This window comes from Streptomyces sp. NPDC049970, assembly GCF_040660235.1.
GTDB lineage: Bacteria > Actinomycetota > Actinomycetes > Streptomycetales > Streptomycetaceae > Streptomyces.
Window position 1 is genome coordinate 1 of sequence record NZ_JBFALP010000004.1, and the last position, 14,980, is coordinate 14,980.

Below are 14,980 nucleotides of genomic sequence, written 5' to 3' on the forward strand. Positions count from 1 at the left end.
CCGCACCCTCCTCCTCGCCCCCCCCCCCCGGCGGGGTGCCGGGGCCGCCCGCTGTGGCGGGGGGGGGGCCCCCCCCCCCCGCCCCCCCCCCGCCCGCGTCAGTGCTGGTCGTGGCCGTCTACCAGCGGTACCACCGGCCACGCTTGCCGCCGCCGCCTGCCGGGCGGACGAAGAATCCGACCAGCCAGACCACGAGCACGATCACCGCGATCCACCACAGTGCCTTGAGTGCGAAACCGGCACCGAAAAGGATCAGGGCGAGAAGAAGAACGAGAAGCAGGGGAACCATTGTTATCAACCTCCGAAGCACCGGGTGCCCGGCAATCAATTACCTACACACAATGGTTCCTGGAAAAAAGATCTTCCGTGCTCCCCCCGTGCGCGCTCGCAGCCCTGCACCCGCTCTGAGCTGCGCGGATCGGGTCCTTCAGACTCCGGCCGGTTCCTTCGTCGAAGTGCCGCCGGTGCCGCTGCCCGAGCCGGTTCCGCTGCCCGAGCCGGTGGCCGCGCCCGTGTTCGCGACGGTCGAAGGGGCCGGCTCCTGCGAGACGTTGAACTCCGCGAGCAGGGACTTGCTGAAGCCGAAGAAGTACGTGGCGACGAAGCCCGCGACGTAGCCGACGAGCAGACCGCCCGCGTAGATCGCGATCGTTGAGCCGAGGCCGTGGTTGCCGTCCAGGAGCGGGAACAGCGCCCAGCCGGACGGGCCGATGGCCGTGGAGCCGACGGAGTCGCCGAGCTGGTTGAACAGGCCCACGAAGCCGCCGCCGAACGCCCCGCCCACACAGGCCGTGATGAACGGGCGGCCCAGCGGGAGCGAGACGCCGTAGATCAGGGGCTCGCCGACGCCCAGCAGGCCTGCGGGCATCGCGGACCTGATGGTCTTGCGGATCGACTCGTTTTGGGGGAGGCGGAGGTAGACCGCCGCCGCCGCGCCGACCTGGCCGGCTCCGGCCATCGCGAGGATCGGGAGCAGGACGGTGAAGCCCTGCTGCTCGATCAGCGTGGTGTGGATCGGGATCAGGGCCTGGTGCAGGCCCAGCATCACCAGCGGCAGGAAGAAGCCGCCGAGCAGGAAGCCCGCGCCGGCGCCGCCCGTGGAGAGCAGCCAGTCGGCGAACGTACCGATGGCGGTGGAGACCTCACCGGCGACGTACATCAGCCCGAAGATGGTGACGAGGCCCGAGATCAGCACCGTGAGCGTCGGGGTGACCAGGACGTCCAGCGCCTCCGGCACCCAGCGGCGGCACCACTTCTCGACGTACACCGCGAGGACCGCCGCACCGAGCGCGCCCAGGACACCGCCCTGGCCGGGGGCGAGGGTCTGGCCGAAGGCGTCGATGTTCGCGACGCCGGGGAAGACGATGATCGCCGCGACCGCACCGCCGAGGATCGGCGTGCCGCCGAACTCCTTGGCCGTGTTGTAGCCGACGAAGACCGCGATCAGGGCCATGAAGCCGGAGGCCATCGCAGCCAGGGCGGGGGTGACCGAGGGCAGCCAGCCGAGGTTCACCAGCAGGCCGTTGAGCCCTGCGATGATGCCGCAGCCGATCAGGGCGGGGATCAGCGGGACGAAGATGTTCGCGATCTTGCGCAGGAAGAGCTTGAACGGGGTGGCGTTCTTCGCCTTCCGCTGAGCCTTCAGCGCCGCGCCCTTGTCCGCCAGCTCCTCGGCGGTGTGGACGACGTGCGCCTCCGAGGAGCGGCCCTCTTCGACCAGTTGCTCGAACTCCGGTGTGACCCGGGCGACGGTGCCCGGGCCGAGGACGATCTGGTAGGTGTCGTCCTCGACCACGCCCATGACGGCGGGGACCGCCTTCAGGGCCTCGTCGTCGACGAGGGAGCGGTCGTGCAGGCCCAGCCGGAGCCGGGTCATGCAGTGGGCGATCGAGCTGACGTTCGCGGCGCCACCGACGAGCGGCAGGATCGCGGCGGCAGTGGCGCGGTTCTTGTCTTCAGTAGCCATGGTGCGTGGTGCCTTGCTGTGCGGGGGAGTGGTGCGTCAGGTGGTGCGGACGGCCGCGAGGGCGGCGCGGAGGTGGCCGTCGGACTTGGCCAGGAGCGTGGCGGCGGTGGGTCCGTCGACCTCTCCGAGGATGGTGAGGATGGCGTTCTTGACCTCGCCGTCGGTGGCGGCGAGGGCCGTCTCGATCTCCGGGTCGGAGGCGCCGGTGGCGAGGGAGACGATCCGGCGGGACCGGGCGCGCAGCTTCTCGTTGGAAGCGCGTACGTCGACCATCAGGTTTCCGTACGTCTTGCCGAGTCGGATCATCGTGATCGTCGAGAGCATGTTGAGGACGAGCTTCTGCGCGGTGCCCGCCTTGAGGCGGGTCGAGCCGGTGAGCAGCTCGGGGCCGACGACGATCTCCAGGCCGTGTTCGGCCGCGGCGGCGAGCGCGGAGTCCGCGTTGCAGGAGAGGCCGAGTGTGAGCGCGCCCTTGGCGCGGGCGTGCTCGACGGCGCCGATGGCGTACGGCGTGCGGCCGGACGCGGAGATGCCGACCACCGTGTCGTCGGCGGTGAGGCCCAGGGCGTCGAGGTCGGCCGCGGCCAGCTCCTTGCTGTCCTCGGCGCCCTCGACGGCCTTGACCATGGCGGACGGGCCGCCCGCGATCAGGCCGATGACCTCGGACGGGTCGGTGTTGAAGGTGGGCGGGCACTCGCTGGCGTCGAGCACGCCGAGGCGGCCCGCGGTGCCGGCGCCCGCGTAGACCAGTCGGCCGCCGCGTCCCATGCGTTCGGCGGTGGCGTCGATCGCGGCGGCGATCTGCGGAAGCTTCTCGGCGACCGCGGCGGGGACGGTGGCGTCCTCGCCGTTCATGATGGCGGCGATCTCCCGGGTCGGGAGCTGGTCGATCTCGGCGAGCTCCGGCCGGAACGCCTCGGTGGTCAGCGTGGCGAGCTGGGCGCGCAGTTCGCCGTAGCCGTCGGGGGCGGCGTCGGCGTCGGTGGTAGAGGTCATGGACAGCGGCTCTGCTTTCTCGTTCGCATACGGTTCTGCGGGTGCGGGTGCGGGTGCCGTCGGCCCGGTCAGGGTCAGCGGCTGCGGGGGGTGTGGCGGTGCGCGAGTGCCTCGTACGACGCGGACAGCGCGGGAGCGGCCGTCTCGTAGGTGCGCTGGGCGACGCCTATGAACAGGCAGTCGACGACCAGCAGCTGGCTCGTGCGGCTCGACATGGCGGCGGGCCGCAGCTCGCTCTCACGGGCGGTCGAGGTGGTCAGCACGTGGTCGGCGTACTGCGAGACGGGTCCGTCCGGGCGTCCGGTGATCGCGATCGTGGTCGCGCCGCGGTCGAAGGCGACCCGGAGCGGCTCGATGACGTCGCCGGTGGATCCGGAGTGCGTGATCGCGATGGCGACGTCGCCCGAGCGGAGCTGCACCGCGTTGGTCACGGCGAGGTGCGGGTCCATGTGGGCGTGGGCTATCAGGCCGATGCGGAGCAGCTTCTGGGCCAGGTCCTGGCCGACGAGCGAGGACGCTCCGACGCCGTAGATGTCGACGCGGCGGGCGGTCGCGGCAGCGGCGACGGCCGCCCCGAGCTGCACGGTGTCGAGGCCGGCGGCCGTGTCCGCGAGGGTCTGCTGCTCGTCGTAGGCGAGCTTCGTGACGACGTCCGCGATGGGGTCGTCGACCGCGATGTCGGCGGTGACGGCGGGCGCCCGGCCGGACTGCTGGTGGGCGGCGAGCCCGGCGAGCGCCAGGCGCAGGTCCCGGTACCCGGGGTAGCCGAGGAGCCGGGCCGTGCGGACGACGGTGGCCTCGCTGGTGCCGGTGAGCTCGGCGAGACCGGTGACGGTGAGGGCGGCGCACCCGGCGGGGTCCCCCGCGACGGCTTCGGCGACCCGCTGCATGGAGCGGGTCATGGACGGGGCGAGGGTCCGCACCTTGGCCGCGAGGGCCGCGGGCGCGGGCGGGGAGTCGCCGGTGAAACTTTCCTTCACGACATGGGTCACCTTTGAAAGATATTTTCACCACGGAATCCCGTCAACCCCCCTTTTGTCCCCGCTTCCGTACCGCAGGTCCCCGGGCGTGTCCGGCGGGGGACAATGGGGCCATGGAGTTGAACAACCTGGAGCAGCAGCTGCACACCGCGCGTGCGCTGGTGATGGCCGACATAGTCGCGGGCGATGTGGCCGAGGCCCAGATCGTCTCGATGGTCGAGGACGCGGTCACCCACCGGCGTTGGTGGGTCGAGCAGTGGCCCGAGGGCGTGTCCTTCGTCACCGGGCTGGTGGCACAGGACGTCCAGGACGCGCTCCTGGAGAAGTACGGCCGCTGGCCGCTCTGCCCGGTGTGCACGGGTGAGGCGCCGCACGCGCTGGACGTCGAGCCGGAGCTCGGCCCCGATCCGCACTGGGTCTGCACGAAGTCGACCGTGTCCGTCGCGCCGGTGGGCAAGCTCGCCGGGGTGCTCGGCCGGTGACGGTCTACATCGACCCGCCGACCTGGCCGGGACACGGGCGGCTGTGGTCACACCTGGTCAGCGACGTGTCGTTCGAGGAACTGCACGAGTTCGCCGCCGCGATCGGCTGCCCGCCGAGGGCGTTCGAGCGCGACCACTACGACGTCCCCGAGGCGCACTACGCCGACGCGGTGCGCGCCGGAGCGCGCGAGGTCGGCTCGAAGGAGATCGTGCGCCGGATCACCGAAGCGGGCCTGCGGCGGCCGAAGGGGCGGCCTGCTCCGCGCTGACGTGCGCCGGTGCGCCCGCGACCCGCCGGGACGGCGTGCTGCCGTGCAGCCGCATCGAGATCACCACCGCCACCAGGCCCACCACCAGCATCGAAGCCCCCGCCCAGGCCGTCGCCCGGAAGCCGAAGTCGGCGTCGATCACCGCTCCGCCCAGCCACGGGCCGCTGGTGTTGCCCAGGTTGAACGCGGCCGTGGTCGTCGCGCCCGCCAGGGTGGGGGCGAGGCCGGCCACGTTGAACATCCGGGCGTTGAGGGCCGGGGCCGTGTAGAACGCGGACAGCCCGAGCAGGAACGCCAGGGCGACCACGGCGACCTGGTTCGAGGCGAACAGCGCCAGTGCCACCAGGAAGACCGTCGAGGCGGATATGCCGCTCAGCAGCACCCCGAAGAGGTGCGCGTCGGCGACCCGGCCGCCGATCGTCGTACCGATGATCGCGCCGACACCGAACAGCGCCAGCACCCACGGCACCCAGCCGGAGCTCAGTCCCGCCACGTCCGTCAGCAGCGGCGCGAGATAACTGAACGCGCAGAACACGCCGCCCGCCGCGAGGGCCGTGATCACGATCGACAACCACACCTGGCGGTCGCGGTAGATCGCGACCTCGCGCCTGAGCTGCGGCTTCGCGTCGGGAAGCGGGATGCGCGGGATGCGTGTGACGACGCCGACCAGCGCCACCGCGGACGCGGCACCCACCGCCCAGAACGCCGAACGCCAGCCGAAGCTCTCCCCGAGGAACGCGCCCAGCGGCACGCCCAGCACGTTGGCGATCGACAGCCCGCCGATCATCACGGCCATCGCCCTGGCCCGCGCGTTCACCGGCACCATCGCGATCGCGACCGCAGCGCCCACCGCCCAGAACCCGGCGCACGCCAGCGCACTCACCACTCGCGAGACGAACAGCACCTCGTACGTCGGTGCCAGCGCGCCCGCGATCTGGCCCAGCCCGAAGACCGTGATGAGCGCGATCAGGGTCGTACGCCGCGGCAGCCGCAGTGTGGCGACCGCCAGCAGCGGGGCGCCGACCACCATGCCGATCGCGAAGGCGGATATGAGGAGTCCGGCCTTCGGGATCGACACGTTCATGTCGTCCGCGATGGGTGGCAGCAGCCCGGAGAGCATGAACTCACTGGTACCGAGAGCGAAGACCGAGAGGCCGAGGATGTACACGGCCATCGGCATGCGGGGACGGCTGGAAGCAGAGTCGGGCATGACAGTGGCCAACAGTGCTTTCGCCCCTGTCATTCCCCCGTCTCACTGGGTGGGCAGGTCCACGGCGCACCCGCGGACCCGCTTGTGCGGCGGGCCCCACCGCGCGGCCGGGTCCGGCTCAGCGGGTCAGCAGCTCCAGCTCGGTCGTCAGGTTCTGCCGGGCCCTCGGTTCCCACTCCGCCGAGCCGTGCGGCGTGCGGAAGAGCCGGGGCAGCTCCAGCAGCTGCCGCAGGACGGCGGTCCTTCCCTCGCGGAACGCCTCGTCGGGTACGAAGCCGTACTCCTCCCTGACCTGGGCCGCGTACGCCGCGTACTCCTTGGGAGGCGCGGCCAGGATCGCCAGGTCCGCGTCGCACAGCACCTCGCCGTTCGCGTCCCCCGGGGCCGGATCGTGCGTGACGGTGAGCCGGACCAGCCGGGCGACCTCGGCCGCCGCCCCGCCGGGGACTCCGGCCTCGGGCAGGGCGCGCTCGGCGAGTGCCGCGCTGCGCTCCTCGTTCTCGGAGCGGTCGGGGCGGTACACCGCGTCGTGGAACCAGACGGCGAGTCGCACCAGGTCCGGGTCGGGGCAGTGGCCGGCCAAGGTGTCCACCCGGTCGAGGACCTGCTCCAGGTGGGCGGTGGTGTGGTAGCGCCGCTGCGGTTCGGCCCAGCGCTCCAGGAGGTTGTCGGCGTACGGCAGCGGGTCCGGGCCCGGTTCGCCGCCCCGGGAGGCGACGAGGGCTTCCTGCCAGCGGGTGCGGAGCGCGGTGGCGTCGGTCATAGGGCGACTGTAGAGCGGCCGGACCTTGTCGGGCGGGGCGGCCGGTCGCTAGCGTGCGGCCGTGACGGAACGGGCGGAACCCATGCATCTCATCGACCTCAACGCGGACCTGGGCGAAGGGTTCGGGCGTTGGACCCTCACCGAGGACGAGGCGCTGCTGACCTTTGTCACCAGCGCCAACGTGGCCTGCGGCTTCCACGCGGGCGACGCCTCCGTGATGCGGCGGGTGTGCGACACGGCGGCGGAGCGCGGCGTACGCATCGGGGCCCAGGTCTCCTACCGTGACCTGGCCGGATTCGGGCGACGCGCCATGGACGTACCGGCGGCCGAACTGACCGCCGAGACCGCGTACCAGATCGGCGCCCTGCGGGTGTTCGCGGAGGCCGCCGGCTCCACGGTCTCGTACGTGAAACCGCACGGCGCCCTCTACAACCGTGTCGTGAGGGACGACGAGCAGGCCGCCGCGGTCGTCGCCGGGGTGCTCCTCGCGGGCGGCCGCCCGGCGGTCCTCGGGCTGCCCGGCTCCAGGCTGCTCGCGCGCGCCGAGGCGGCGGGGCTGACAGCGGTGGAGGAGGCCTTCGCCGATCGCGCCTACACCCGCGAGGGCACGCTCGTGCCACGGGGCGAGCCGGGCGCCGTGGTGCACGACGCCGACGAGGTCGTACGCCGCAGTGTCGGCATGGCCGTGGACCGGGTCGTGACCGGTGTGGACGGCAGCCGGACGGCGGTCGCGGCCCGGTCGCTCTGCGTCCACGGGGACACCCCGGGCGCGGCGGTGCTCGCACGGCGGGTCCGGACCGCGCTGGAACAAGCGGGCGTCCAGGTAAGGGCTTTCACGTGAGCGGCGCACGAGTGAGTGGCTCCCGCGTGAGCGGCGCGAAGGTGGGCGGCGTACGGGTGCTGGCCGCCGGTCCCCGCGCACTGCTCGTGGAACTCGATTCCGGCGAGGAGGCGGAGGCGTTCCACGCGGAACTGCTGCGTCGCCGGGCCGCCGGGGAACTGCCCGCCGTACGCGAGATCGTCCCCGGCGCGCGGACGGTGCTCCTCGACGGGGTGGAGGACCCGCTCCTCGCCCGACGGTTGCGCTCGTGGACCGTGCCGCCGCTGAGCCCGCGCGCCGGTGAGGCCGTCGAGATACCCGTCGTCTACGACGGTCCGGACCTCGGCGACGTCGCGCAGACGTGGGGCGTCGCCGTCGACGAGGTGCCGCGTATCCACGCCCGTACGGAGTTCCGGGTGGCCTTCTGCGGGTTCGCGCCCGGGTTCGGGTATCTCACCGGCCTGCCCGGGCACTTGAGCGTGCCGCGCCGGGCCACACCGCGAACCCGGGTACCGGCGGGGGCGTTGGCCCTCGCGGGGCCCTACACCGGGGTCTACCCGCGCGCTTCCCCCGGCGGCTGGCAGCTCATCGGCCGGATGCCCGGGCCGGAGACCCTGTGGGACCCGGTGCGCGAACCGGCGGCGCTGCTCGGGCCGGGGACCCGGGTGCGGTTCGTGGCGGCGGGACCGCGCGGATGAGTCCGGGGCTCGAAGTGGTCCGGGCCGGTGCGCTGACCACGGTGCAGGACGAGGGCCGCGTCGGCTGGGCGCATCTCGGCGTACCCCGGGCCGGGGCGATGGACGCGCCCGCCATGCGGCTGGCCAACCGGCTCGTCGGCAACTCCCCCGACGCGGCGGTGCTGGAGACCACGCTCACGGGCTGCGCGGTCCGGCCGACCGGGGTCCGGTCGGTGCTCGCCGTCGTCGGCGGAGCGGGCTGCGCGGTCACGGTGGACGGGCGCCCGGTGGCCTGGGGGGCGCCGGTGCGGGTGCCCGAGGGCGCGGTGCTCGATGCCGGTCCGGCGCGCCACGGGCTGCGCGGCTACCTGGCGTTCGCGGGCGGGCTGGTGCCCGAACCGGTGCTCGGCAGCAGATCAGCCGACCTCCTCTCGGGGCTCGGCCCGCCGGTCCTGCGCGAGGGCGACCACCTGCCGCTGGGCAGACCGGGCCGGGTCCCGTGCGCCGACGTGGTGCCCTGGCCGGGCGCTCCGGCCGAGCTGGTCCTGCCGCTCTACCCCGGCCCGCGCGACGGCTGGTTCACGGGGCAGGCGCTGCGCACGCTCACCACCGCCGCCTACCAGGTCTCGGAGCGCAGCAACCGCATCGGGCTGCGCCTGGAGGGCCCCGCCCTGCGACGCGCGCGGGAGGGCGAACTGCCCAGCGAGGGGATGGTGCTGGGCGCGGTCCAGGTGCCGCCGGACGGGCGGCCCGTGGTGTTCCTCAACGACCATCCCACGACGGGGGGTTACCCGGTCGTCGGCGTGGTCGGCGAGTCCGCGCTGGCGGAAGCCGCGCAGGCGGCCCCCGGGACCCGGGTGCGGTTCGTACGGGCGTAGACCGGTGGTCTGCCGGCCAGGTGGTGCGCCGGTCCGGCGGTCCGGCGGGGCCTCGGCCGTGGACGGGCCGTGCTCGGCGGGTAAGGAGGCAGTCCCCGGGAGGGAGTCGCTCCGGGGACTGCTGACTCCGGAGTCACGTTACCGAAGCGTAACTTACCGGGGAGTTACTACGGGTAACGCCCCGGTGCTAGCTTGCGCTCACGTTCATCGGAGCAGCGCGAGGAGTGAGCCGTGAGTCCGCGCAAGACCACCCGTTCGAGCTCGACCGTGCAGGCCCCCCACCTCCCGGAACCCCACACCCCCGGGTCCCGCCGCCCGGAGTCCCGTCGGCAGGGGCGCCGTGCGGGACGCCTCCTGGCCGCCGCCGTGGCCGCCGCGGCGTGTCTGGGCGCGGTCGCCGTACCGGCTTCCGCCCTTCCCGCCTCGGACGCCGGTTCCGCGCCGGTGGTGTCCAGGGGCGTGACCATCCCGGCCTTCTACAACCCGCCGGCGGAGCTGCCCGCCGCCGACGGTTCCCTCGTCCGTACGGAGCCTCTGCCGCTCGGGCTCAGCCTCCCCGGCCTGGACGGCCGCCGGCTGCCCGGAACCGCGACGCGGCTGATGTACAAGTCCACCGACGCCGCAGGCGGACCCGTCGCCGTCACCGGCGCGTACATCGAACCGTCCGCCTCGTGGCGGGGCGGCGGTCCCCGACCGCTGGTCGCACTGGCCTCGGGAACGATGGGCCAGGGCGACCAGTGCGCGCCCTCGCTGTCGCTCCAGCACCCGCTGACCATCGGCGAGGGCACCGTGTCCATCGGCTACGACAACCTCGCGGTCTACCGCTTCCTGGCCGCCGGCGCGGCGGTCGTGGTCACCGACTACGCGGGTCTCGGCACGACCGACCGGCTCCACACCTACGTCAACCGGGTCGACGAGGGCCACGCCCTCCTGGACGCGGCCCGCGCGGCGCGCTCCGTCACCGGCACCTCGCTCACCCCCGAATCGCGGGTCGGCCTCTACGGCTACAGCCAGGGCGGCGGAGCCAGCGCGTCCGCCGCCGAACTGCAGCCCTCGTACGCCCCCGACGTCAACCTCGCCGGCACCTACGCGGGAGCGCCGCCCGCCGACCTCACCCAGGTGCTGAAGGGCATCGACGGCAGCGCCCTGGCCGGTGCGCTCGGCTGGTCGATCAACGGCTTCGCCCAGTCCGACCCGTCGCTGAGGGCGGTGGTCGACGCGAACACCAACGACGTCGGCAAGGCCGCCCTCAAGGACACCTCGACCATGTGCGTCGGCGACGCGATCCTCGGATACGGCTTCACGAACAGCAGGAAGTGGACCGCCGACGGCAGGCCGATCGCCGACGTCATCGCTGCCGAACCGAAGCTCCGCGCCGTTCTCGACCGGCAGCGCATCGGCACGCTGAAGCCGGCGGGCCCGGTGCGACTGGCGACGGGGGTGCACGACGACATCGTCGGCCACGGGCAGGCCAGGCAGCTGGCGCTCGACTGGTGCGGCAAGGGCGGCAACGTCACCTACGAGGCCGTGCTCCTGCCCAACCTCGGGGGCAAGATCCTCACCAACCACCTCGCCCCCTACCTCACCGACCAGGGCGGCGCCATCTCCTGGATGACCGACCGCCTCTCCGGCCGGAAGGCGGCTTCCAACTGCTGGTCCATGCCCGTCCAGCCCTGACCCGGCCCATCCCGTGACCGCGAGGCCGCGGCGCGCGTCCGCTCCGCGGATGCCGCCGCGGCCTCGCGTATCTTCACGCTTGCGTCCACACGGGGAGCTGCGCCGTCGGAGGCTGACCCGTAGTCTGGTTTATTGGACTAGACCTGTAGTCCGTAGCCGCTCCGAGGGAATGGAACACCATGAGCAACCGTGCAGTCCTGGAGGTGATCGCCCTCGACGCGGAGGACGCGGTCGCGGCGCAGGCGGGTGGTGCGGACCGCCTCGAACTGGTCACCGACATGGCGGCCGACGGCCTGACGCCGTCCCTGGAGACCTTCGCGGAGATCCGGGCCGCCGTCGGCATCCCGCTGCGGATCATGCTCAGGGCCGCGGACGGATTCGCCGCGGGTGACATCGACGTACTCGTGGAGAGGGCCCGGGCGATGCGCGCGGCGGGCGCCCGGGAGTTCGTCCTCGGCTTCCTGGACCCGTTCGGCCACGTCGACCTGGTTGCCGTCGAGCGGATCGTCGCCGAGCTGAACGGCTGCCCCTGGACCTTCCACCGCGCCATCGACCGCGCGGCCGACCGTGACGTCCTGCGCAAGCACCTGGCCGACATGCCCGGCCTGGACACCTACCTCACGGCTGGCTCGGCGAGCGGCGTCGACGCCGGCATGGACGTCCTGCTGGCCGAGGCGGGGCACTCGGACCTGCCCGGGTACGAGCCGCAGATCATGGTCGGCGGCGGCCTGCGGCTCGAACACCTGCCCAGGCTGCGCGCCGCGGGCGTCGAGGCGTTCCACATCGGTGGTGCCGCCCGGCCGCGCGGCTGGGAGGGCCCGGTGGACGCGGCGGCCGTACGGCAGTGGCGCGCGGCGCTCGACGGCTGACGGGCCCGGCGGGCGTACGGGAGCGGCGTCCGGCGGGCGGCAGCGGGGAAACGGCGGCGGAGTCCGGCGGCTCACGGCGGGCGGGTCACGGCGTCCGGCGGCTCGTTGAGGGCGGTCACGGCGGCCGGGTCCCGCTTCACCCGTTCCCCCACTCCGGCGTGCCGCGGTGCGGGGACCGGTGAATGCTGAACCCTCCAAGACGTGCGGCCCGTCCCCGGAGTTCACATGCCACTGTCCCGGTCCGAACGCGACTCCGCCACGCCGCCGAGCCGCCCGGGGGCACTGCACGCGACCGGGGCGTGGTGTGCGCGCCACTTCGTGATCGTGATCGTCCTGTGGCTGGTCGCGCTCGCCGCGCTCCAGGTGCTCCAGCACGCCTACGGGGGCGACTACTCCGACGACTTCTCGATCTCGGGAACGCAGTCGCAGGACGGCCTCGACGTGCTGGAGGAGCACGCCCCGTCGGCGGGCGGCTACAGCAGCCAGGTGGTGGTGCACGACGCGGACGGCTCGCTCACCGGGCTGAGCAGCCAGATGTCGACCGTCGTCGGCAGCCTCCAGAAGCTCCCGGACGTGCTGTCCGCGCAGAACCCCCTGTCGTCCGCCACCAGCACCGGAAGCGGCGACCCGGATGTGGGGCCGCTCTCCGAGGACGGCAGGACGGCCTACATCACCATCCGGTTCAGCGCGCAGCCCTCCACCCTCGGGTCGGGCTACCTCGACGGGGTGGACTCGGCCGTCGAGCCGCTGCGGGCCGCGGGCGCCGAGGTGGAGTACGGCGGTTCGCTCGGCGAACTGGCCCGGCCCGCGGCGAACGACCGCCTCAGCGAGGCCATCGGCTTCGGCGTCGCCGTCCTGGTGCTGCTGATCGGGTTCGGCAGTCTCATGGCCGCACTGCTGCCGCTGGTGACCGCCCTCGTCTGCGTCGTCTGCGGGCTGGGCCTGCTGGCACTGCTGGCCGCCGCGACCACCTTCGCGACCGTCTCACCGACGCTTGCCACCATGATCGGGCTCGGCGTCGGCATCGACTACGCCCTGTTCCTCGTCACCCGGCACCGCCAGAACCTGATGGACGGCAAGGACCCCGTGGCAGCCGCCGGGTGTGCCACGGCGACCAGCGGGCGGGCCGTGCTGCTCTCCGGGTGCACGGTGATCATCGCTCTCTGCGGACTGTGGGTCTCCGGGATCGGCTTCATCGGCAAGCTCGGTGTGGCGGCCGCCGTCACCGTCGTCACGGCCGTGCTCGGGGCGCTCACCCTGGTGCCGGCCATGCTCGGACTGATGGGCCGGTACATCGACCGGATCCGTGTCCGTACCCCGGTCGCGGAGGTCGAGGGAGGCCCGCCGGCTACGGGAACGACCGGTGGAGGCAGTGCCGCGGACGCGTCGGGCGCGGTTCGGAGCCGTGGCCCGGAGCAGGGCCACGGCCCCGGGGAGGCGGCGCACGGTACCTGGCACCGGTACGCGAGACGGGTGGAGCGCCGGCCGTGGTGGTTCCTGGCCGGCGGCGTCGTCACGCTTGCGGTCCTCGCCTTCCCGGTGTTCTTCATCCAGCTCGGGCACATCGGGGACGGCGCCGACCCCAGGTCCTTCACCGACCGGCGGGCGTACGACCTCATGTCCTCGGCGTTCGGACCGGGGTCGAACGGACCGCTGACGATCGTGATCGACCAGACCTCGGTGCCGCAGAGCGACCGGTCCGCCCTGCAGAGCAGCGCCCAGCAGTCCCTGACCAAGGTGCCGGACGCGGCCTTCGTCACCCCGCTCACCGCCACGTCGGACGGCGACGTCCTCACGGCCACGGCGTACTCGGTCGCCGCACCGCAGGACGGACGGACCACGAGCCTGGTCGACCGCCTCAAGGACGACGTCCTGCCGAGCGCGGTCTCGGGAACCGCCGCGACCGGCTACGTGACCGGCACGACGGCCGCGCAGGTCGACTTCCTCGACATCGTGTCGAGCAGGCTGCCCCTGATCATCGCGGTGGTGGTCGGACTCGCGTTCCTCGTGATCCTGGCGGTGTTCCGCGGAGTGCTGGTCGCGGTCAAGGCGGCCCTGCTCAACGTCCTGTCGATCGCGGCCTCGTACGGGGTCGTGGTGGCCGTCTTCCAGTGGGGCTGGGGCGGGCCCGCGCTCGGGGTGTCGGGCGACGTCCCGATCGAGAGCTACGTGCCGATGATGATGTTCGCCATCGTCTTCGGCCTCAGCATGGACTACGAGATCTTCCTCCTGTCCCGGATCCACGAGGCGTGGCTGGCCACCAGGGACCCGAAGGCGAGCGTCGCGCACGCCCTGGAGATCACCGCCCGGGTCATCACCTGCGCCGCGCTCATCATGGTCAGCGTCTTCGCGGCCTTCGTCATCAGCGACAACATCGTGGTGAAGATGCTCGGGCTCGGTCTCGCCGCCAGCGTGCTCATCGACGCCACCGTCGTGCGGCTGCTGCTCGTGCCCGCGGTGATGACCCTGCTCGGGCGCGCCGCGTGGTGGACACCGCGATGGCTGGACCGGATCCTGCCGCACCTCGATCCGGAAGGACCCGAGGACCGGGAACCACCCGTCGCCGCCGTTCGTCACTAAGAGTAGGCGAACGAACGAGGGGGCGGATTCATGTCGGTCACGCTGGGCGAAGAAGTCATGCTGCTTTCTCTGGACGACGAGTCCGGGGCGGCGAAGGGGCGCGAGGCCGCCGGATGGGCGGTCGCGGGCGGGATCGTGCTCGAACTCGTCCTGGCGGGACGGCTCTCGGTGGACGACGGGCGGCTGACGGTGACCGACCGTGCGCCCACGGGGGTCGGTCTCCTCGACGAGCGGCTCGGGCTGATCGACGCCTGGGCCGCGAAGAAGCGCCGCCCGCCGAAGGTGCAGGACTGGCTGACGAAGGACCACAGCAAGTCGGTCGGAGCGACGACGGAGAGCCTGCGCGCACGAGGCCTGGTGGCCGAGGAACAGCACAAGGTGCTGGGCCTCTTCCCGGTACGCCGCTTCCCGGAGGCCGACGGCACGGCCGAGCGCGAGCTGCGCGAACGGCTCGACGCGGTGGTGCTGCGCGGCGCCGATCCGGACGACCGCTCGGCCGGCCTGGTCGCCCTGATACATGCGGCGAAGCTGCACCGCCTGGCCTTCCCCGATCTGCCCGCCCGCGAGGTGACGCCACGCATGGAGAAGATCGCGGACGGCCACTGGGCGGGCAAGGAGGTGCGGACGGCGATCCGCGCCATGCAGGCGGCGATGATCGCGGTCACCGTGGCGACGACGGCGACCGTGGTCAACTGACCTGATCTGAGGGCGAGTAGACGATCGTGCGCCCTTGGCGCTCGCGTCTGCGAGGCCGAGGGGTTGCGCCGGAGCCGCCACCGGTGGGAGCAGGCGGGGCCTTCCACGCCGAGGCCT

Annotated in this window: 15 protein-coding genes; 9 read left to right on the plus strand and 6 right to left on the minus strand. The window is 72.8% G+C overall.

Features of this window, described 5'->3' with window-relative positions:
• Window positions 1–118 precede the first annotated feature (118 nt).
• The 4 genes from AB0I83_RS08670 to AB0I83_RS08685 all read right to left on the minus strand — a co-directional run bounded on the left by AB0I83_RS08670 (window position 119) and on the right by AB0I83_RS08685 (window position 3,954).
• Window positions 119–289 carry a hydrophobic protein gene (locus AB0I83_RS08670; RefSeq protein WP_356531408.1) on the minus strand — a complete coding sequence of 57 codons (171 nt, stop codon included), beginning with the start codon at window positions 287–289 and terminating at the stop codon, window positions 119–121.
• Window positions 290–427: 138 nt separating this feature from the next.
• Window positions 428–1,966, minus strand: coding sequence for a PTS transporter subunit EIIC (locus AB0I83_RS08675; RefSeq protein WP_363304100.1), 1,539 nt, complete (start codon window positions 1,964–1,966; stop codon window positions 428–430).
• Between the two features lie 36 nt (window positions 1,967–2,002).
• Window positions 2,003–2,962 carry an N-acetylmuramic acid 6-phosphate etherase gene (gene murQ, locus AB0I83_RS08680; RefSeq protein WP_363304103.1) on the minus strand — a complete coding sequence of 320 codons (960 nt, stop codon included), beginning with the start codon at window positions 2,960–2,962 and terminating at the stop codon, window positions 2,003–2,005.
• Between the two features lie 74 nt (window positions 2,963–3,036).
• Window positions 3,037–3,954, minus strand: a complete 918-nt coding sequence (locus tag AB0I83_RS08685) for a MurR/RpiR family transcriptional regulator (RefSeq protein WP_356531411.1) — start codon at window positions 3,952–3,954, stop codon at window positions 3,037–3,039.
• A 101-nt stretch (window positions 3,955–4,055) separates the two neighbouring features.
• Between AB0I83_RS08685 and AB0I83_RS08690 the strand changes: the two genes are divergently transcribed.
• Together AB0I83_RS08690 and AB0I83_RS08695 are read left to right on the plus strand one after the other, a co-directional pair.
• On the plus strand, window positions 4,056–4,424 hold the full coding sequence (locus AB0I83_RS08690; RefSeq protein ID WP_356531412.1) for a hypothetical protein: 369 nt from the start codon (window positions 4,056–4,058) through the stop codon (window positions 4,422–4,424).
• The gene (locus AB0I83_RS08695) at window positions 4,421–4,693 is read left to right on the plus strand and encodes a DUF4031 domain-containing protein (protein WP_356531413.1); all 273 of its coding nucleotides are present in this window, start codon (window positions 4,421–4,423) and stop codon (window positions 4,691–4,693) included. Before AB0I83_RS08690 ends, AB0I83_RS08695 begins: the two co-directional genes overlap by 4 nt.
• On the opposite strand, the gene AB0I83_RS08700 is transcribed toward AB0I83_RS08695, so the two are convergent.
• Window positions 4,644–5,873, minus strand: a complete 1,230-nt coding sequence (locus AB0I83_RS08700; protein WP_363304380.1) for a Cmx/CmrA family chloramphenicol efflux MFS transporter — start codon at window positions 5,871–5,873, stop codon at window positions 4,644–4,646. The genes AB0I83_RS08695 and AB0I83_RS08700 overlap by 50 nt on opposite strands.
• Window positions 5,874–6,021: 148 nt before the next feature.
• Window positions 6,022–6,666, minus strand: coding sequence for a hypothetical protein (locus AB0I83_RS08705; protein WP_363304104.1), 645 nt, complete (start codon window positions 6,664–6,666; stop codon window positions 6,022–6,024).
• Window positions 6,667–6,748: 82 nt separating this feature from the next.
• Here AB0I83_RS08705 and AB0I83_RS08710 point away from each other — a divergent pair, with 82 nt between their 5' ends.
• The 7 genes from AB0I83_RS08710 (at window position 6,749) to AB0I83_RS08740 (ending at window position 14,863) form a co-directional block, all read left to right on the plus strand.
• Window positions 6,749–7,507 (plus strand): 5-oxoprolinase subunit PxpA, encoded by a 759-nt coding sequence (locus AB0I83_RS08710; RefSeq protein WP_363304381.1) that lies wholly within the window; start codon window positions 6,749–6,751, stop codon window positions 7,505–7,507.
• A 41-nt stretch (window positions 7,508–7,548) separates the two neighbouring features.
• A complete protein-coding gene (locus AB0I83_RS08715; protein WP_363304382.1) occupies window positions 7,549–8,184 on the plus strand; it encodes an allophanate hydrolase subunit 1 in 636 nt (211 codons plus the stop codon).
• Window positions 8,181–9,041 (plus strand): biotin-dependent carboxyltransferase family protein, encoded by an 861-nt coding sequence (locus tag AB0I83_RS08720; RefSeq protein WP_363304106.1) that lies wholly within the window; start codon window positions 8,181–8,183, stop codon window positions 9,039–9,041. The genes AB0I83_RS08715 and AB0I83_RS08720 overlap by 4 nt, the downstream gene beginning before the upstream one ends.
• Window positions 9,042–9,272: 231 nt before the next feature.
• A complete protein-coding gene (locus AB0I83_RS08725; protein ID WP_363304107.1) occupies window positions 9,273–10,718 on the plus strand; it encodes a lipase family protein in 1,446 nt (481 codons plus the stop codon).
• A 179-nt stretch (window positions 10,719–10,897) separates the two neighbouring features.
• On the plus strand, window positions 10,898–11,587 hold the full coding sequence (locus AB0I83_RS08730; protein WP_363304108.1) for a copper homeostasis protein CutC: 690 nt from the start codon (window positions 10,898–10,900) through the stop codon (window positions 11,585–11,587).
• Window positions 11,588–11,812: 225 nt separating this feature from the next.
• Complete coding sequence (locus AB0I83_RS08735; protein WP_363304109.1) at window positions 11,813–14,167, plus strand: MMPL family transporter; 2,355 nt, start codon at window positions 11,813–11,815, stop codon at window positions 14,165–14,167.
• 30 nt (window positions 14,168–14,197) lie between these two features.
• Window positions 14,198–14,863 carry a GPP34 family phosphoprotein gene (locus AB0I83_RS08740; RefSeq protein WP_356531420.1) on the plus strand — a complete coding sequence of 222 codons (666 nt, stop codon included), beginning with the start codon at window positions 14,198–14,200 and terminating at the stop codon, window positions 14,861–14,863.
• Window positions 14,864–14,980: the final 117 nt, after the last annotated feature.